The following is a 21006-nucleotide window of genomic DNA, read 5'->3' on the forward strand; positions in this document are numbered from 1 at the left end:
ATTTGAAACTTAAAATCTGAAAAAGAAATGAATTATTTTAAAAAAATTGGACTAATTATCTTGACAGGATTAGTCTTCCTAAAAGTATTAAGTAGGTTATGCTACTTCGTTTTAAAGCCAATTCCCCTATTATTCCTAATTATTCCTAGTCTTATCATTTTGGTTTGTTATGTTGGGTACTCATTGTGGTGGGTAAAAAGAGAAAAGGATTTTACGAAAATTTACAAGACCAACATCGCAATACTATGTGGCGCTATTGCCCTTGATTTGATTAGTTTCTGTTGGCAAAAATTTTTCCATTTTCAGTTTAATGTGCCATTAGGCATGTTAGACCTGCCTTTTACTGAAATTGATGATGTTTCGTTGATGTGGGCATTTTTCGGAAGGTCATTCCCATTTATTGTAACCATTGGTTTATTGCAAATGACGGGTTCATTATTGCTACTTTTCTCAAAAACCAGAAGTTTGGGGATTTTTACGCTCTTGCCGATCATGTTAACGATTCTAAGTATCGATATTTTTTACCATTTAGACTTTGGGGTGCTTAGTCATGCCATCATGCACGTCCTTGCTTTGTTTTATCTGCTCTTTCAAGATTTTGAAAAATTAAGAGATTTCTTTTTTTCTCAGAACTGGAATACCTCTCATTTGCTTTCAACAAGCCCCATCATTAAAACATTGCTACGATTAATTATTTTATTTTTACCCTTGTTCTTTGTCTTATTGCGTCTTCCAAGAGATAAAAACCCTGAACTTACAGGGAAGTATCAGGTACAAAAATTAGCAATTAATGGTATTGATAAAAAAGCAAAATCAGTTTATGACAGTACCTTAACAAGAGTTTATTTTGATGTAGTCAATGATATTGTATTTGATTTCAACACCACCAATACTCGATTTATAGGTACTTATGAGTTGAAAGAAGGTAAAATTATCGCCAAATGGCATTATCCTCGAAAAGATATTCCCCCATTTACAGGCAATATAAAAATTGAAGGAAATCGTCGAATACTTTCGGGAGTAATGGGTAAAGATACTTTGGAGATAGTGTTGGAAAGATAAAAATACTGAGGAACATACTGATGGCATGACTCCAAGTCATGCCATCAGTTGGATTTTACATTAAAGCGAATGTGGTAATTATTCCTGTCAGTGATTTAAACGAAATGGAAATAAGTTTATAATCTTAAGTTATTACGATTGTCTAATTGCTCGCTATATAATTGAGTGATTAATCCCGATACTGCCTTGTATTATTTCGAATAGTTTTTGACGCAGTATTTAATTAGGAATGTGAAGGATATGCCTTAAATAAAAAAAACTCCAAGCAGATGCTTGAAGTTTTTAGTAGTGGTCTCGTAGGGATTCGAACCCCAAACCTCCTGATCCGTAGTCAGGTGCTCTATCCAATTGAGCTACGAAACCATCTTGTGGTAATGTTTTCCCGTTGTTTCGGACTGCAAAGGTAGTAGGTTATTTTTCTAATCCAAAACAAAAAAGACGAAAAAATTAAACTTTTTTGTAAGTTTCTGATTTTTAGGAAATTAAAATTGAAAGATTTTTGAGGCAATAAGCTGTAAGCTATAAGCAATGAGCTTTTTGTTATGCTTGCCTAAAGCTTATCGCCTACAGCCTAAAGTTTTACCCGCTGATTGAATACGCAGATTTACGCTAATTTATTAAAACTGAATACCAAAAAACTGATACCTGACATCCGAAAGCCGAATACCGATAGCTAACAGCTGATAGCTCAAATCTCACAGCTTAATATATCTTCTCCTTCTGCTCTTTTACTTTGGCATCTGTGATATAATCATCGAAGCTCATTAGTTTATCTAAATAGCCTTTTGGCCCTAGTTCTAAGATACGGTTGGCTACTGTTTGCGTAAGTTGGTGGTCATGACAAGTGAAAAGGATAGTCCCTGTAAAATCTACCATGCCGTTGTTTAATGCTGTGATAGACTCTAAGTCTAAGTGGTTGGTTGGCTCATCAAAGATGGCAACGTTCGCACCCGAAAGCATCATTCTTGAGAACATACAACGCTGTTTTTCACCTCCAGAGATAACAGTACATTTCTTCAAGGCTTCATCGCCTGAGAACAACATCCTGCCCAAGAATCCGCGAATAAACGATTCATCTTTTTCAGCAGAATATTGGCGTAACCAGTCTACCAAATTTAACGAACCATCTTTGAAGTATTCAGCGTTATCGTTTGGTAAATAAGCCTGTGTAGTAGTTACACCCCATTTGTACGTTCCTGAGTCGGCAACACGTTCGCCCATCAATACGTCGAATAAGGCACTAATTGCCAGCGAGTCGCGTGAGAGTACTGCCAATTTATCACCCTTGGTCAATGTGAACGACACATCTTTGAATAAATAACCACCTTCTTGGTTTTTCACGGTTAGCCCTTCAACCGAAAGCAATTGGTCGCCCGCTTCGCGTTCTGGTTTGAAGTTGATAAATGGATAACGTCTTGACGATGGCTTGATGTCATCAACCTGCAATTTATCCAACATTTTCTGACGCGACGTAGCCTGCTTAGACTTAGCAACGTTGGCCGAGAAACGACGGATAAATTCTTCTAATTCTTTACGCTTCTCATCAGTCTTCTTGTTCTGGTCAGCACGCTGACGAGCCGCCAATTGTGATGATTCGTACCAGAACGTATATGTACCACCGTATAGTTGGATTTTTCCGAAATCTAAGTCGGCAATGTGTGTACAAACGTTATCCAAGAAGTGACGGTCGTGAGAAACGACAATGACCGTATTTTTGAAGTTTGTCAAGAAGTTTTCCAACCACAAGATAGACTCGATGTCTAAGTTGTTGGTAGGTTCATCCAATAACAAAATATCTGGCGAACCAAACAACGCCTGTGCCAAAAGTACCTTTACTTTCTCAGAACCAGATACATCTTTTAGCAAAGTATAGTGCAAATCTTCTTTAATGCCTAGTCCACTTAACAACGAAGCCGCCTCTGATTCAGCCTCCCAACCGTTCATTTCGGCAAATTCAGCCTCTAAATCAGCCGCACGGTTTCCATCCTCCTCGGTAAAATCTTCTTTTAGGTAAATAGCATCTTTCTCGATCATGATATCGTACAGACGTTTGTTACCCATGATAACGGCTTGTAGAACAGGCACTTCTTCGTATTCAAAGTGGTTCTGTTTCAACATCGACATACGTTCGCCTGGGTTCATGGTTACTGAGCCAGTCTGCGAGTCGATTTCACCTGATAAAATCTTTAAAAACGTAGATTTTCCTGCACCATTAGCCCCGATAAGACCATAGCAGTTGCCTTCTACAAATTTGATATTTACTTCTTCAAAAAGTACCCGTTTACCAAAACGGAGTGATACATTTGATACGTTTAGCATTATTGTAAGTATTATTGCTGGATATAGACACCGACTAAAAAAATCGCTTTGTCATCTGTTTTTAGGTTGATTATGAAGGTTTTGCTCCGTTTTTCTTATCAAAAAATCAATAATCAACAGCTTTGTATAAAAAATCATACAAAATTACGACAATGTGCTGAATTGACACGATAAAAAGCTGATATTCAAAAATTATTCTTTTGTGTATGAACTGGCTTCTCTAATCCCGTGGTTTGTGGCACACAAAAACCGCTAGTCGTAGGTTTTCCTACGACTCCAAATGACGAAGAGCGTCACGCTCGCATTTATTGATGAAATGGGATGTCTGACACCATGACTGTCTAGGTTGGCGCTGTCTTCAATTTGGCTGAGTACTATTACTTGAGCGAGACGCTCTTTAGTGTTTGGAGTCGTAGGAGAACCTACGATTAGAGGGAGGGGTACCACCTATGGCAAGAAGTAAACTAGAAAGGTGATGTTAGTTCTAATAGTTCAAATTCTTGTCCATGATACTTTCTTATAAGATAATCAAAATAAGGCAATGTCTTTTTCAAATATGAACCACTCATATGGTCATAACTTTTAAAAATAAGATCATGATTATGTATAATTCTTTGGTGAATTATTTTCTCATAAATTTCTTCTTTGTCAATTATTTTAAGTATTTCTTCTCTATTATCCTTGTTAATAGTTATATCCCAATTATACTCATCATTTGATGAAATGAATTTAGAGAATACTTCTGGTATTCTTTCCCAAGAATCACTGGAAATTTTCCATACAGAATTTTCTGGAGTATTCTGGATTATATCTAATAGTAAATCTCTTTCTGTTAGCATTATTCTAGAATTTTATGTCTATCATTTATATGGCTCGAACAACTACAAGTTAGCATTATCCATAGCTTGGACGTGAATTCAGAGACTTCGAGCTAGTATTTCGTTATGTTCGTTGGATTGAATGTAATCTACGACGAGTAACTATGTATCACTAGCGAGGGACTTAAGTCCCTCGCTAGTGATACATAGTTGTAAATCAGCATTTTATGATATAAAAGACATGGTCGTCAATGATTTATACCATATAGGTGCAAATCTTTACGCATGCGATTTTACTAACCTCATAAAACCACAAATAATCATTTATCTGTACTATGAAATGAGTGAGCGTTTAAACTAATTATACCCTAACCAAAAGTTCGCCCAGAGGGCTTCTGCGATACTCGTCACTCGGCAAAGCCAAGCGACTGCGAAGAAGTAAAATGCTTTATCTTGGTATTTTGTGATAACCCATTCATCATGAATATTGCATTCATAATCACTGTTAGAATAAGTAATCTTTTCATTTTTATTGGGTGTAAATATTGCCTGTTATGAATATGATTTATAAATATTCAATAAAATAATAAAATCCACCCAAAAGATGAGTGGATTTTATTAGAAATGAATAAAAATAATCAATTTTTAAAGAAAGACTCACTAATACCCAGGATTTTGCATTGCTTGCTTTTCAGCAGAAGTTAATGCCGCACCTTTGCTATAAATAGCATCAAGGAATGTTTGAGGAATTGGTCTCAATACATGATAATCTTTGATATACGTTACAGCCTCTGGATTATATGCTTTTGCTCTAGCCACTAGGGTTTTTGTTCTACTTAAATCCTCCCAACGGTGGAATTCACCACAAAGCTCTCTTGTTCTTTCATTTAATACTAAGCACAACATTTTGTCATAAGTAGAACTATATCCCAACTTATTAATTACGGCTACATCTTGCGCTGGCAACGTTGTAGCACTTACAATGTCAAGTGCCGTAGCAGTAGTGGTCGTAGCGATATTATTCGATTCATAATAAGAGTTTTCGGTCATGAATGAATTCATATCAGGGTTCGGAACTAACGCTGAAACTACGTACGCAGCAGCACCGTCAGTATAATATGAACGGTCTTCACCACTTTTATAAGCAGCTCTTTTTCTAACAGCATTGATATACGGAAGTGCAGCATCAAAAGAACCTTGTCCAAGGTTTGCTAAACGAATTTTTGCTTCTGCAGCCATTAAATACGTTTCGGCTGATCTTGCCAAAATCTCATCTCTTGTTCCTCTTGTTTCATTGATTGCCAAACGAGCGCCATCAAAATGCTTGCTCAATGATGGGAATCTAACATCAGTCATTAAACTTTTGCCATCAGAAGCGTGAGCAACAAATACAGATGGAATCGTTTTGTTGGTTTTTGAATAGACTATCTCATCCAAGTATTTTGTTTTTGTAAAACGGGTATCGCTTGGACTATTGATTACATACATAATCCCTAAATCACCGTTTACATACTTTCCACTTCCTTTATTAGTTCTGTGTTTGGTTCTGAAACTCTTCCAAAATCTTGAATCATTCACTTGGTCAAAAACATCGTAGGTAAAATAGGTAGGAGCCAAGCGACTATATGGTCTCATTCCTGTTAAATCACGCTGCATATAAGGCATATCATCATAACGAGCCGTAAATACTAGGTGATTGAAATTGAAAGTAGTTGCTGTTAAATCACCCGTAAACTGAGCTGAAAGAATTAATTCAGATAGCGACTCATTCGTTCCATTCGGTTTATTGTATGCCCAAATGTCACCATAGTTGGTGGCTAATGGGTGTCTTGCGATTACTTCATCCGAAAGACTTACCACCTTAGCAAGGTCAGAAGCTTTGGTGGATGTATTCCAAGCATCATTAATTTCACTTGCTCTCGAAAGATATGCTTTGGCTAAATAATGTGCAGCGGCATCTTTGGTAACCTTTGCAGGTGAAGCGCCTGTATTATCCAACAAGTCATAAGCTTTTGTTAAATCATCAATTACTTGAGCATATACTTTTTCAGCAGTCTCACGCGTAAATTCAAGTTCTACAGAAGTACTCACCGTCAATTTAAGAGGTACACCACCGAATTGACGAACCAATTTTAGGTAACTAAACCCACGGAAGAAATAGCCTTCGCCCAATGCCGTTTTTTTGATAGCATTGTTGGTTGAAGTTATCTCTGAGGCAGATTTAATAATCTGATTAGCCAAACCAATGCCAATATAAGAAGCATTCCATGAAGCATCTGCGGCAACAGTATTGGCATTTGAAACGGTAACGATAGATTTCAACCCACCGTCGTAATTATTCCAAGTACCATTAGAAGCATCTCCACCTACGTGAAATTCGTCAGTACCAGAATTCGTTGTACTAAACTGCATTTCGGTACTGAATGGAACGCTCAATACTTGATTATAAGTTCCTACTACCAATGATTGAATACCTGCCTCTGTATCATAGTAGGCTGAACCTCTTCTGGTAGTCAGTTCTTCATCAAGAAATGTTTTATCACAGGATATGTTCGCAAAAGTAGCGACGATGAAAACACCTGTTTTTATATATTTTAGATATGTCTTATTCATTTTGAATTTGTTATAACGTTAAAAATCAACATTGATACCCATTGAGAAGCCTTTGTTCCAAGCTGAATTTCTTAAATCCATATCTATCCAGTCGATGTTATTGAAAATCATTCCTGGGTTCAATGCTTGTACATAAATTCTCGAATGGCTTAACCCAATGCTTTTTGAAAATTTATCAGGTAGGTTATAACCCAATGAAATATTTCTGATTTTAAGGAACGACCCATCTTTATAGCCCAAAATCAACGAGTATGGGTCACCAGTACCTGCTGTATAAATAGGCTTTTGATAATCGGAAGTGGTGTTAACTTCTGTATAGTAATTTACCACACGTTGGTTGAAACGACCAGTCAATCCTTCGCCACCTGTGTTAAATAAGTAACTAAATCTTCCGTATAAGAATATTGAAAGCGAAAATCCTTTGTATTCAAAGTTGTTTGTAAAACCCACCAAGAATTTAGGGATAGTACTACCGATGATTACCCTGTCATTGTTGGCATCAATCTTATAGTCGCCATTTTGGTCAACTGGCCTTGACAAACCTGCTGAGAAATTCTGACCATTTGCATTAAATTTAGCCATCTCTGCTTGGTCAGACCCTTTCCAGATGCCATTTGATTGATAGCCATAAATCACCCCTTGACTTTGTCCGATAAACCAGTTGTTGTTGATATCATCCACTTTTCCATTAGCCAATGTAACGATGTGGTTATCCTGCCAAGAACCATTGAATGTTGAACTCCACTCAAAACCTCCTTTGCTAAAATTCAGCGTATTTAAGGTAAGGTCTATCCCTTGGCTGGCAGTTTCGCCTACGTTGGCATAGGTGTTAACAAAACCCGTTACCGAAGGAATCGTCTTTAACAACAATAAATCAGTTGTGCTAGATGTATAATAGTCTAAGCTACCACTAATTCTTCTTTTAAAAATAGAGAAATCAATACCATAATTGAACTGAGACGTTTTCTCCCATGTTAGATTTTGGTTTGCTAAGGTCGTTAGGTTGAGTACCCCAGAAGTAATTGTTCCTCCGAATGGATAGAAAATAGGATTCAAGCCACCTTTAGTTGAATAGGGGTCAATCGCAGAGTTACCAGTTACACCCACACCCGCTCTTACTTTTAGCTGGTCTATCCAAGTTAGATTAGACATAAAACGCTCGTTGTTCAATCTCCAACCCAAGGCTGTACTTGGGAAAAACGCCCATTTATTGCCTTCTGATAATTGTGAAGCACCATCATAACGTCCTGAAACGGTTACTAAGAATCTATTATCAAAGTCGTAGTTGACACGCCCCATGTAAGAAAGGATTTGTCTTTGTGTCAACGTTGAATTCCAAGAGGTTAATGGCAAGTTGCTAGTTGACAAAGCATTCCATTTCTGACTTGAAAAAGGAACGTTATCAGCACCCATACTACTTTGTTCATAGTCGTATTGGGTCTGCGTTTGTAGCGCAGTAATACCAAGCTGATGCTTATTATTGAAGGTTTTGTTATACGTAAGCATGTTGTCTAACGTATAAGACATCGACTGGTCTTTAATCAAAGCAGCATAACTAGACCCCGTTCTTACTACAGAGTTGGCGTCAAGATATACCCCATCTCTGTTCATTGAAATATCAGGACCAAAATTGATACGGAATTTCAAGCCATCTAGTGCTTTTGTGAATCCACCGAAATTAAATTCTGTATAAAAACTACCAAAAGCTCTTAAATTAATGCGTTGGTCTTGAGAATACTTCTCTTCATTAACAATCGTTTTAACGGCATCATCACCACCCGGCAATTCCACACGCTTTCCAGTAGCATCAAACGGCACGGCATAACTAAAAATAGCTCTTGAACTTTCATAAAGTCCTGCTGTATTTACGTTATTGTTTCTACCCACTGTTGACTGTCCGTACTCATTAATAGAATAAGCAGTATTTAAAGTACCTCCCATTGTAAACCACTCCGTAGGTTTTATATCAATGCTTAGTTTTCCTGAATAACGCTTATATCCTTGCCCTTTAACAGTACCTTGGTTATTAAGAAACCCAAACGAGCCATAGGCTTTCATTTTTTCTGTACCACCACTAACACTCAACGTATGCTGAGCTGTCAAAGATGTTTGAGTAATCATTCCTACCCAATCAGTAGTTTCCACTTTCGAACCGTCCCATGTGCCACTAGCCCATCCTTTTTGAATGTTAGCAAAAGCAGAAGGGTCTGAAGTACCAAGGAAGATATCTTTGTCATTTGCTAGTGTCGGCTGGTCACCACGAGGAAACACTGCTGTATTTGAATAATACTTAGACCATCTTCTGTATTCAATATACTGACCAGCATCCATCAACTTAGATCTGTTCTGCAAGGTTTCTGTCGTATAGGCAGTACTAAGACTGATGGTATATTTACCATTTTTACCTCTTTTTGTCGTAACGATCACTACACCATTAGCACCTCTTGAACCATAAATGGCTGTTGCGGAGGCATCTTTTAGTACGTCAATCGACTCAATATCATTTGGGTTAATATTATCGATACCTCCCGAAATCAATGGAATACCATCTACCACGTATAATGGTGAATTGGAAGCCGTAAGAGAACGAACCCCTCTAATCGACACACTCCCGATTGTACCCGGTCTGTCACTTGATGAAACATCTACCCCAGCTGCTTTACCCTGAATTCCTTGTAAAGCATTACTGACAGGTCGTTGATTGATTTCTGCTGAACTTACACTTACAATAGAACCCGTAACATCAGATTTTTTACGCTCGCCATAACCAACAACAACAACTTCTTCCAATGCCTTAATATCATTCACTAACACCACATTAATCACGCCACGTGAACCTACCGCTACTTCTTGGGTTTCGTAACCTGTCGAAGAAATCACTAACACCGCATTACCATCTGGCACCTCAATTTTGAAAGAACCATCAGCACCTGTGATTGTTCCTTTGGCAGTACCTTTGATTTTGATAGCTGCTCCAGGTAGTGCTTCACCATCACTACTGGTTATCTTACCTGTCACTGGCAAAGCAACCGCTACTTTGTTTGGCAACCTTTCTGAATAGGCCAACCTAATACTTTTGGTAGATACCAGACGTGTTTTACCCTGCACCTGAGTATAACAACCAGCAAAAACCATTAGTACACTCACTCTTAGTAATTTTTTTAGCATTGATTTCGGATTTTAAAATGAAACAGTGAAAAAGAAGTGAAATACATAATTTATCTAATATTTTTTTGTCTTTTTCATAAAAGTATTGCCATGTAAATCCCAAACCTTCATGGTGCATCCTGTAGAAAAGGGGATTCTGAACATATATTTATTCTTTGTTAAGTACTGTTTAAACTTAATATACTTCAAAATGTGCAATTCTTGAACAGGAACGTATAAGCTTAATTAGAAGCAGTTTTTTAGGAAAAGAATATTTTTAAAATCGCTTGAATGGTGGTTTAAATAGTTCAAAATTGACATGGGAAAATCCTATAATCATTAAGTACAATCAACCCATCATAGAGGTGTAATATATTGCACAAAAAAGACAAATCCTGTAGGAAATTAGCGTGAAAGCTCAGCACTTATGTAGTAGTTTTTGGAAGAAATTTACAAAGCCTTAAGGTATATAAATACCTGAAAATTTAGCAGTTGTTTATAAATTAGAGGTTCAATTACACTATAAAATATCCAAAAAAGGAAAGATGAAAATAGAAGAAAAATTATAGGAGGGGAGGATGAGTATTTAATGCGATTAATTAATAATATTTAAGGCATTTAACTAAAAGAACATGAGTAACTTGTTAAGCTAACAAGTTACTCATGTTCTTTTTAGGGTATATAAAATCTTAATAAACTGATTTATTGGTCATAACTATGATAAAAAGGTTGGAATGGTTTAACTGTCTTTTTGCTTTCTCCGAACAGGTTTTTTAGAATAGTAGGCCATGTTTCAGCTGTAAAAGGCAATATCTTAAAATTTCCACTGAACCCTTTGGCATTTTTAAAAGAGTATAAATTATCTGGCCATTCATACTTATTAAAAGTGCTAGATACGTGGGCATTATGACTTACCACAATCCCCTTTTCTGTACGTTCAACGGCAATATTGGCTTTGTTGGCGAGGATGGCAAACCCATTTCCTTTTAAATCTGTAAAAACTGCACAATCAACATGCTGACGGTTTCCTGCAAAATAAAGGTCATTGCTATTTAGGTGATAAATGCCATAATCGCTTAGTTTTTCTTTGCCAGGATAAGCTGCATAAGGACCTTTTCCTACCCATCTAAATTCGGTAAAGGTTGCTGGAATAAGCATCGAAACGCCTGTTTCTACGGCTTCTTCTTTCCCTATTGGAACAAAGTTATATTCGATATTGATTTGTCCATTTTCAGCGAAAGTGTAGGCAATATCTCCCGATATTGAACGCTCTTTTGAACTATCAGGAAAAAATGTGTCATTGATAATCAATTGTTTTGCATCAAATGTTTTTACCTGTGTTGTTGGTTTGGATAACAAATGTTCAGCCCAAAGTGTATGTTTCAGTTTTGACCTCTTGGAAGGAATCGTCGCATTTTGAGCCATAGAAGGTTTACGACCGACCCTCGCAAATAATCCTTCTGAAATGATTATTTCTCCTTGACTATTTTTAAGCTGAATGCCTCCCGTTTCTTTCACAAAGTCAAAACGATAGTTCTCTGATGTGATGCTTTCACCCGATTTGATAGGTTTTGATGCTTTAGGGGCTGAGATATTCGTTAACCTTTCGTTAAGTTCTTTGGCATGAATAGTATACGATTTTTCGTAAAATTGATAGTGTGTATTGTCTTCAAACATTAGTTTTAGGTAGTGTATCATAGTCGTGGGCTTTTCGGGTAAACTAGTGGCAATATTCAACACTAAAGTATCGTGTGGCAAACAATTCATAGGAATTGTTCCTGAACTTAACAGGCTATTATCTGCCCAAACCTGCCATTTGCATTTGACGGCACTTAAATTTGTGAAATCATAACGGTTGACCACCTTTATTTGAAAGGTTTGCTTGCCTGATTTAAAGGTCAAATCGGTATCAAGTACTCTTACAGGAGCATAAACTTTTCTCAGTTGAAAATAATCAACTTGTGGCGTTCTGTCTGAATATACTATACCATCCGTTCCTTGGTTGTCGGCAGTGTCATAAAAGGTGTTTTCTGTCGGCCAAACAAAAGTAGTTTTTTCATCTTTGTTTGGTTTTTTAGGCAATTTACGAAGGATTCCTTGGTCAACAAACTCCCATACTGCCCCGCCCGCTAAGGTTGGGTTAGTATACATAACATCATAAATCTCATCAGCTGAATTAAAATCAAGCCCTAATGCGTGGGCATATTCTGTCATAACCAATGGCTGTTTAATAGTCTTTGCTAATTCTCGTAACTCAGCAGCTACTAAATAATGAGGTGCAAGGATGTCTGAGACCATAGGGTGTTTTACCAACATTTCACGAAAATCTGTTGGTCCTTGTGGGAAACAATAGGGACGAGTGGGGTCTAGTGATTTTACATATTCTCCTGTTTTTAGCCCGATTTTTGTGACAGGATTTTCATTACCGACACTCCAAAAAATGATACTTGGATGGTTTTTGTCACGCCAAATGGTTGATTTTGCCCGTTGTAACAAATTAGGCAAGTAAGTAGAATCTTTCAAGTGTTCTTCTCCAAAACCATACGGAACTTCGTCGTCTACATAAAAACCTAAAGAATCGCATAATGCTAATAAGCGTGGATTAGGAGGGTAATGTGACGTTCTAATAAAGTTGATATTGGCTTCGCGCATCAATTTCAAATCGTGCTTTATTTCAGCTTCAGTAATTCCCCGTCCGTTGATTGGAGAAAGGTCGTGGTGGGTTGCACCCCTTAATTTAATCGGCGAACCATTTAATTTTAGCACACCATTTGCCCAAGAAATTTCTCTGATTCCCACGTGTTCACTATATTCTTGTAGGACATTCGACTCGTCTTTTAAAGTTAAGCGAAGGGTATATAAATAAGGTTTTTCAGCAGACCAAAGGGCAGGGTTATTTATTTTAACTACTTGCGAAAAAGCAATGGTCGATTCCTCTGATGCTTTCTTATCAGGCAAGATTGTGAAAGTATTCACCGTCTTCCCAGCAGCGTTTATGAGTTGTCCGACCAACTTAATATTCTTAGAAAACGATGCACTATTTGTCTTTTCTACGTCGGCTTTTATATGAAGGTTGGCTTTATCTGCCTGTAGGAATGTCTGCAAAAGAACATCTTTGATGTGTACAGGATTCAGACTAAATACCGTAACATCTCTATAAATACCCGACAGCGACCAGTCGTCATTGGTATCGAATTCCCAACCTTTGGGATGAGTTATCACCTTAACGGCTAAAGAGTGTGTTTTACCTGCTGTAACCAAAGATGAAATATCAAAGGTTTGACGGTTGAAAGCACTTGAAAACTCGCCTGCATATTTTCCGTTTACCCAAAAAGTATAGCCAAAGGCGACACCATCAAAGGCAATATAAATGGGACTTCCGTTCCAGTTGGTAGGAATTGAAAAATTAGTACGGTATAATCCCGTTCCTTCTTTTAGTTTTTTGTGATAAATGGGTTCGGCAAAACCTTGTAATTCCCAATTGCCAGGGGTTTTAATGTTTTCCCATTGCTTAGCATCAAAAGTAGTTTCGTGAAACAAGGAATCACCTTTTAGCTTAGACGAAGGGATGTACTTAAACTTCCATGTTCCATTGAGTGAAATACGTTTTGGAGAATCGCCCTTAGAAGGCATTTGTACCTGAGCCAATAAGCTATTGTAGGTACAAGACAAACACGTGAATGCGATTAAAATAGTGTACTTAAAATTCATAGAAATATTGTTAGCATTAACAAAAAGAAAAAATGAGCATTGTTTCTTCTTTGTCAGAAGAAGCAATGCTCAAAATTATGTAGAACACCCTTTTGTTAGCTTAAACGTAATTGACCAATCTTTGACCAAAATTATGGACAAGATAATTTGTTGATTATCAGTGAGTTTTAGGAAGATAGAAGCGTGTGTATATCACAGCATTTTAGCGAGTGATTAAAAATGATAAAGACTTTTGCCCTCATGAGTTTTCAAGTCACAATTTTTAACAAAGCCATTCCCTGCAAATTCAAGGAACAATCCTTTTATTTCACCGAGGGGTTGTATATAAGTGCCTTCAAAAAGAAGTTTGTTATTTACAAACAATGAAACATGCTTGTGATGATTTATTAATTTAACGGTATTCCATTTTCTTAGGTCAATCACAAATTGTGAAAGATTGCTTTTGCTTCCATTAAATACTTGCTCACTAAGGTTGTTCAATACTCCAAAACTACAGCCTTGGTTTACAAACATAAAACGAATTATGCTATTGGTTCCAGCTATTTGAAATTTTGTACTATTACAGTAAATACCATCTTCGTGTAATTTATTCTTAAAGGTAGTTTCAAAAACAAAATCATCAGCATGGTAATTTGTTGGTGTATAATTACACAGTCTGATATACATTCTTCCCACTGTATCCATGCCAGTCTTATAGAGTTGACTGTTATTGATATGAAAAACACTGTCTGTCCCCGTTTTTATAGCAGGAAATTCGTAGTGTCGATTAGGTAAATCTCGTTGGTTATGAAACCCTAGACCAATCCATTTATCCGAACGCACATATACTTTTGTGGTTGCTATGGTTTTACTCTTTGTTTGTAAACTCACTTGAAATATTCCGGGGAATAAATAATTATGTGCCGAGCTTTTCTGTGTAGCATCAACATAAGCCCGAGGAGATTTATCACCAAAATTGACAAAAATACTATCTTTGGTAGAAGGCAATTGCAAATCAAAAAAAACTGTTTGGGGCAAGATTCCTTCTATACGGGCTAATTTAATACTACCAGAAAGGTCATCTGTTGAGATTAAAATTTTGTATAGAAACAATCCACTAATAATAATTAAAGAGATGACTATAACCTGTTGATACTTTTTAAAAATAAAGGGGTTGTTTCTTTTGAGTGTATCTTCTACTTGGGGCAATGATATTGGGCTTATTTGTTGCGGAACATATCTACCATATTTTTTAAGGGCATCAATGGTAGCTTGTTGAGGTAAGTAATCATCATCAACGGAAATTTTTCCAAAGATACGTTTAAGTGTATTTGGACTGATATTCACACCTGTATCACGCATGATTTCGCGACTAAGATTTGCAAAATCACTATGTTTCCAATCAGTAGCTAAACCATTGTTAAAACGATTTTGACAGTAGATAATAATATTATTTAACGTTGTTCTTTTATCCATTAAAATGAATAGTAAATAGTTGAGGAGGTCTGGGACTTTAAATAATTAAAAATATCCTCTTCCTTATAAAACGAAAGTACAAGGTACATTTGAATTACAAAAATAATTCAAATGCAAAATTAAGAATACCTCGACTACTGTTATAGGATGCTAATAAAGTATTAAGAACTGTAGCAGCATTTGAAGGAGATTTTACTTCGAAAAGAACAAAGGAAGGAAAGCAAAAAAGAGAATTAAAGTAGATTAATCTGAAAGTATCACAAAATTAGTGATACTTTCGACCATATATGACCAAATTGTTTTAACCCAATAACCTAACATTTTTTACTCAGTCAAAAGTTTTACAGGGCCTAATAACCCTGACTTTTGTAAGGGCGAGGTTGCACTCCACTTATTATTTTTCGATTGTACAATCCTTTTATTTTCAGGTAAACGGTGGTCGCCAATCAGGCGATTCATCCATGTATTTACGAGTTCAATCTCAATACTATTATTTCCTTTTTTAATCTTTCCAGTAACATTCACCTGATAAGGGGTTGTCCATACTCCACCTACATATTCACCATTTACTTTTATTTTAGCCATGGCAGTAAGGTCTCCCAAATCCAAATATAACTGCTGACCTTTCAAGAGTTTGTCAATAGTCAATGTTGTTCTATAAATGGCCGTACCAGAATAATAACGTATTCGTTCATCATCGCTTTTCGTCCAGTCTTTCAATTCAGAGAATACCACTGGCTCAGAAGGACCTCGCTTTATTGAATCATGTTCAAATGTAACTTGCCACGGAGCATGAACGGTTGCAAGGGTAGTTTGAACAGGAAAATTTGCATGACGTCCATTCGCTGTAGATTTTCCCTGCTTGCGAAATACAATAAATGCACTACCATCAACACTTAAATGTAAGGGAATTTTTGTAGTACCATTGGCTTGTTCAAAGGCTGGCAAAGGCTTTATAGAGCCACTTAAAGCATCCCACAGTTCGGGTTGAAGTCCATTTACTCGAAATGTTGTTGTAAAATCTACCGCCTTGTCGCTAATGTTTGTCAGGAAATAAATTTCTTTTCCATTTACCGTACGGTGAGTATAGCGTATAGACTCGTTATCAGAAAAACAATCCGTTGTTGTATTGATAAGTTTTAGTACCTCCTTAAGGGGCAAGTCATTGATTATCATTCCCTTTCCATAAGCCCGCTGTTTTACCGAAAGGTCGCCCCACATTTTTTTGGCTAGTGCTTGGATTTTTTGGTCAGCACTCGGATAATCTTGCAAGCTTGGTGATTGGCTAGGAGGTGTCCCTACTATAATAGCACCATCTGACACTAATTGTTCAATTTTAGCTAATACTTCAGGACGCATTGACTGTTGAGGAGGAAGCACTAGCATACGATAAGTTGTACCATGCGGTAGTACTAACTTCCCGTCTTTGACAGACATATTACGGATGATTACTTCAGCGTTCACATAATCATAATTATATCCTTTAGGCAACTCTGGTTTACGAATACCTGTCATTTTCGGGATATCTTCCCCAATAAAGTAAGCAATGTCAGCTACATTTAACCCCTGCTGTAGCATAAAATTACAACGTTTATGATACAAGGTAAATAAATCCATTTGACTGAACCATGTATTCTTACGATTGAATTCTGTACCAAACCATGCATCTATGCCGGGATAGTCATTTACATAAGGTTGTTGAATATATACATGCAATAAGGTGCTGTTTACTCCCTCAGTAAATGCCCAATCTCCCACTCTTTTTAATTTCTGAGGATAACTTTTAAAGGATTCATTGTTCTCCCATGAGCCACTGGTAAAAGATTCTGCCCAAACTTTATTTTTTCCATAGATATGTGCTGCCGAAGATGCTCCACGATTTTCGTAGTATTTATCATTGATTGGTCTATCCCAATATTCTCCACTTATCTCATCCGCCTGACCGCCGTATTGAAGAAATTCTCCTGCAAAACCCGAATGTCCATAATTCTCAAGCCATGTTGTCAAGCCATGTTTATGACTTATTGCTGTCAATCCACCGACATAGTCATAAGAGATTTTATCGGCAATTAAACGACGCATATCCCAAAGAAAACGATTTGACAAGTCAATATTTTCGATAATATGTCCTTTCATAACTGGCAAGTACGCGGTAGCATCATATCCATAACGTTGCTTAAATTCGGCTAAAAAACCATCCGTGAAGTTTTGCCCTCCACGTTCATAGCTGTCTAATACTACTACTTTAAATGTTTGACGATTTTTTGCTGGGATGCGTTCTAGTATTTGTCCCAGAAAAGCATTAAAATGGCTTTCAAGGTGCGTTTTATTGATTTTATCAATTTCTAAGCCTTCGGCTTCAAACGAAGCTGGACCATTTCGTACATCAATAAATCGCATACCTGTACGCATAATTATCCAATTGCCATTGGGTACATTCCAATTGAGTGTACCATCTGATGCCATATATTGAGAGATATCCAATACTTGGTCTGCTTGGGGCATCTTGATTGTTGAGTCATAGGGAGTTTGAGTTTTCCACATGGCAGCATCCCAAGCAGGGAGACCGCTGATTATTTTTGCCAGCTTTTTTTCCTGCAAATTTTTAATTGCTGGTGTTGAACTCAAAACAATATTGCTGATTTGACTGTCTGTTTCTCCATTTTTATTAAAAATCAGTCTGAATGCTTTCCCTCTCAATTCATCTATCGGTAGCGTAAATGGGGCATAAGGTTCGAATCCTGTTGCCAAATTCTCTACAGTCTGCGCAGAAAAGACGCTAAAAGTCTGTATACTTTTATATTCATTGTTTTCTTTTACCTGCAATTCAACCTTCATGTTGATTGTAGCTGTTGTATAAAATGTAAGGCTACGAATCGTTGAAATATCGGTTAGTTCAATATCAATCATACCCTTCTTTTCGGATAATACATACTTTGATGCGTTAAGAGCAGAAGATTTAGACACTTGAAGATTAGAAGCAGTTAGCTTTGTTTCGGGTAAATCCAATAAATTTTGCTCATAATCAGGTGCCACTGGAATAGCCAATACTTTTACATCTTGAAAAAATGTATCTGGTTTTACCAGTTGTTGTGATAGTTTAACTGGACCTTTTACACGTACTTCAGACGCTTCTAAATAACGCATAGCCTGTTCAGGTTTTACCCATGGTCCACCAGATTGGCTCCACCCTGGACAATTAAAAATACCAATCTCTATCTTTAAATCAGAAGCCGTTTTTAAAGCAGTTTCTAACACACTCCACCATTCGTCAGAAAAAAACTTCACTTTCCCGAAATATTGTCCTGTAAGGTCTCTTGAAAAACTGGTTCGATTTCGGATATTGGTTCCAATAAATGCCCTATTGATCCCCGCCTTTTTCATTGCTTGCAAATCTTTAATTACTCCTTCCTTAGAAATATGGTCGTTTAGCCAATACCAATAACAAGCCGTTTGAGTACTTTCTGAAGGGGTAGTAAAGCCTTTTTCAATGACTGTAAAATCGCCTGACTTTTGAGCTTGGCAATAGGTTAAATGGCACAGTATTGTTATCGTTACTAAAAAGTATTTTTTCATGCTGGCGTTTTTCACTGTTGTAAATTTATAATATCTATTACAAGTCGATGATTATTAGTAGTTTGTCGTACAGAAGCTAGTGGATAAACGCTTAATTTTCTTCAACGATGAGTACTCCCCAAGGTTCTAATGTTAAACGTTCTCCTTTGTTTACTTTTCGGTCATTTGTCAATTCTTTAGCATCCGAATAGTCATAACTTACCGTCTGACTCTGAGCAGAATAATTATAGAAAAAGTGTACTTTTTTTCCGAAATCATTTGTACCCTCTTTGGTGATTAATGGCCAATGCAAATGCTGGTCATGTGTTTTGATACCTGCCCGTTGCATAGCATCTAAAAGAATTTTTTCTTGCAAAACATCCGAAGGACGAGTTCCTTCATAAACTAAAGAACCTTTTCCAAAAATATTACTGGTAATAGCAGGATATTTTCCGTAAAAAGGGTGGTCGTAATAGGCTAATACTTTAGCAGTTTCTGGAATAATCAATTCAGCCCATTCTGAAACTTTATTATCATTGTCACTCACCCCAAAAGGATTTGTTTTAAGTTTTAATTCTTTGATATTGGCAAACTCCTGATAATAAAATCCACAAACTTTACGGAGTGGTCCTGGCGCAATTGCTGGTCGAACCATCGAGTTTTGGTCACAGAAACCGCTTTTGAACATCATCACTACATGTCCGCCATTTTTTACATAATCAGCAATAACTGTTAGCAAGGAGTCAGACGCTACATACAGAGGAGGGACAATTATAAGTTTATAGTCATTCAAGTTTTTTGCACTATTGGCAAAAATATAATCAACCGCCACACTATTGTTATAGAGCGCACGGTGCATTTGGTCGGTTTGTGAACGATAAGCATTGCTACCATCTTTATAAGGCATAATATTCAAGGCATGATTTGAATCGTAACTAAATAGTATCGCCACTTCTGGTTTAATCTTTAAATTGACTAGGTGTTTACCAATTTTTTTAAGTTCCAAAGCTGTCTTTTTCATTTCATTATACACACGATTGGTATCTAAATCGTGTGATAAAATACCTTTCCAATAGGTTTCTTGCCCATAATGTAAGGAATGCCAATGCCAGTAAGCAACCATATTTGCCCCCGAACCAATGTTGGAATAAACATTCAGGCGTACTTGCCCATTGTAGGGTGGAGCTTGCTCTTTTGAATCCCACCCTGTTGTTTGTCCCGTCGTTTCTGTAACGAGGTAGTTTTTATTTTTCACAGAACGCAGATAATCTCCCGCCATAGCATATTCTGCCCCAGAACATTTGTCTTGTGCAGGTGGATATTTGTTCAAACCAAGCAAATCCATGCTCTTACTTGTAGCAGGTTTGTCAATTTCTGGAGTCGTCATAAAACAGTGCATTACAAACTGGTCAGAGCGTTTGTATTCGCCTACAATGTTGGTTTGCCAAGTCAGAAAGTCTGCAATTACTTTCATTTTATAACGTTCCCATTCTAGCTTATAGCCCGTATTGGTTACATCATCTCTTTTCGGAAATTCATCCCAGTTATTCATGGTCATGCCCCAGTAATTAAGTCCCCAAATCTTATTAAGGGTTTGCGTAGAACCGAATTTCTCTTTGATGTAATTAACAAAGCCCACATGAAATCCATGATTATTTGCTCCTCTTGTAAGGGTTTCATTATCTACCTGATAGCCGATAACGGCAGGATGTTTTGAATAATGACCAGCAATTTTTCGAATAATTCGTTCGGAATAAAATAAAAAAGAAGCATTGGTAATATCAATATTCTGACGGATGCCATAATTTGCTTTTCGACCTTCAGTATATTCTATCAATATTTCTGGGTACCGATGCCAAAGCCATGCTGGTATTGAATAAGTAGGCGTACCGACGATAACTTTGATATTAGCCTTGTGAAGCCTATCGATAATTCTATCCATCCAAGCAAACTCAAACTTACCTTCTTGCGGTTCAAAACCACTCCATGAAGATTCTGCTAAACGAACTACCGTAACGCCTGCATCTTGCATCATTTGTACATCTTTTTCTAAGCGGTCTTCCGTAGGCATATACTCGTGGTAATACGATGCACCATAAAGGATATTATCAAATTTGATTTGAGCAACGATAGGCTGACTGAGCGATAATAGACTAAAAAAGGTAAATAGTCTTAACTTATTCTTGAAGATTGTTTTGAACTGGATGGACATATTAAATACTGTTTGAGTGTTAAATTTAATGAGTAGAAGTCCTCATTTTAATTCAGCAAAGAACAAGAAGAAGACAGTTAAAAGGCTTGCCTTATTGGTTCATTTTTTTGCCCT

At 36.9% G+C, this 21006-nt stretch carries 9 protein-coding genes and 1 tRNA gene; 1 reads left to right on the forward strand and 9 read right to left on the reverse strand.

Features of this window, described 5'->3' with window-relative positions; all coding sequences use genetic code 11:
* Positions 1-27: 27 nt before the first annotated feature.
* Positions 28-1062 (forward strand): hypothetical protein, encoded by a 1035-nt coding sequence (locus AC07N0_RS13365; protein ID WP_494589574.1) that lies wholly within the window; start codon positions 28-30, stop codon positions 1060-1062.
* Positions 1063-1351: 289 nt separating this feature from the next.
* Here the strand turns inward: AC07N0_RS13365 and AC07N0_RS13370 are convergent.
* From AC07N0_RS13370 to AC07N0_RS13410, 9 genes are all read right to left on the reverse strand, one after another.
* A tRNA-Arg gene (locus AC07N0_RS13370) sits at positions 1352-1425 on the reverse strand.
* A gap of 339 nt (positions 1426-1764) precedes the next feature.
* Positions 1765-3381, reverse strand: coding sequence for an ABC-F family ATP-binding cassette domain-containing protein (locus AC07N0_RS13375; protein WP_494589575.1), 1617 nt, complete (start codon positions 3379-3381; stop codon positions 1765-1767).
* A gap of 464 nt (positions 3382-3845) precedes the next feature.
* Positions 3846-4220 carry a hypothetical protein gene (locus AC07N0_RS13380; RefSeq protein WP_494589576.1) on the reverse strand — a complete coding sequence of 125 codons (375 nt, stop codon included), beginning with the start codon at positions 4218-4220 and terminating at the stop codon, positions 3846-3848.
* A 639-nt stretch (positions 4221-4859) separates the two neighbouring features.
* The gene (locus AC07N0_RS13385; protein WP_492803042.1) at positions 4860-6812 is read right to left on the reverse strand and encodes a RagB/SusD family nutrient uptake outer membrane protein; all 1953 of its coding nucleotides are present in this window, start codon (positions 6810-6812) and stop codon (positions 4860-4862) included.
* Between the two features lie 18 nt (positions 6813-6830).
* Entirely contained in the window at positions 6831-9980 is a 3150-nt protein-coding gene (locus AC07N0_RS13390; RefSeq protein ID WP_492803044.1) for a SusC/RagA family TonB-linked outer membrane protein, read from the reverse strand.
* A 681-nt stretch (positions 9981-10661) separates the two neighbouring features.
* Positions 10662-13670, reverse strand: coding sequence for a glycoside hydrolase family 2 TIM barrel-domain containing protein (locus AC07N0_RS13395; protein WP_494589577.1), 3009 nt, complete (start codon positions 13668-13670; stop codon positions 10662-10664).
* A gap of 213 nt (positions 13671-13883) precedes the next feature.
* Positions 13884-15125, reverse strand: a complete 1242-nt coding sequence (locus AC07N0_RS13400; RefSeq protein ID WP_494589578.1) for a hypothetical protein — start codon at positions 15123-15125, stop codon at positions 13884-13886.
* Between the two features lie 324 nt (positions 15126-15449).
* Entirely contained in the window at positions 15450-18701 is a 3252-nt protein-coding gene (locus AC07N0_RS13405) for a glycosyl hydrolase (protein ID WP_494589579.1), read from the reverse strand.
* A gap of 91 nt (positions 18702-18792) precedes the next feature.
* The gene (locus AC07N0_RS13410) at positions 18793-20892 is read right to left on the reverse strand and encodes a beta-galactosidase (protein WP_494589580.1); all 2100 of its coding nucleotides are present in this window, start codon (positions 20890-20892) and stop codon (positions 18793-18795) included.
* Positions 20893-21006 lie beyond the last annotated feature (114 nt).

This window comes from Arcicella sp. GW821-FHT09D11, assembly GCF_059416265.1.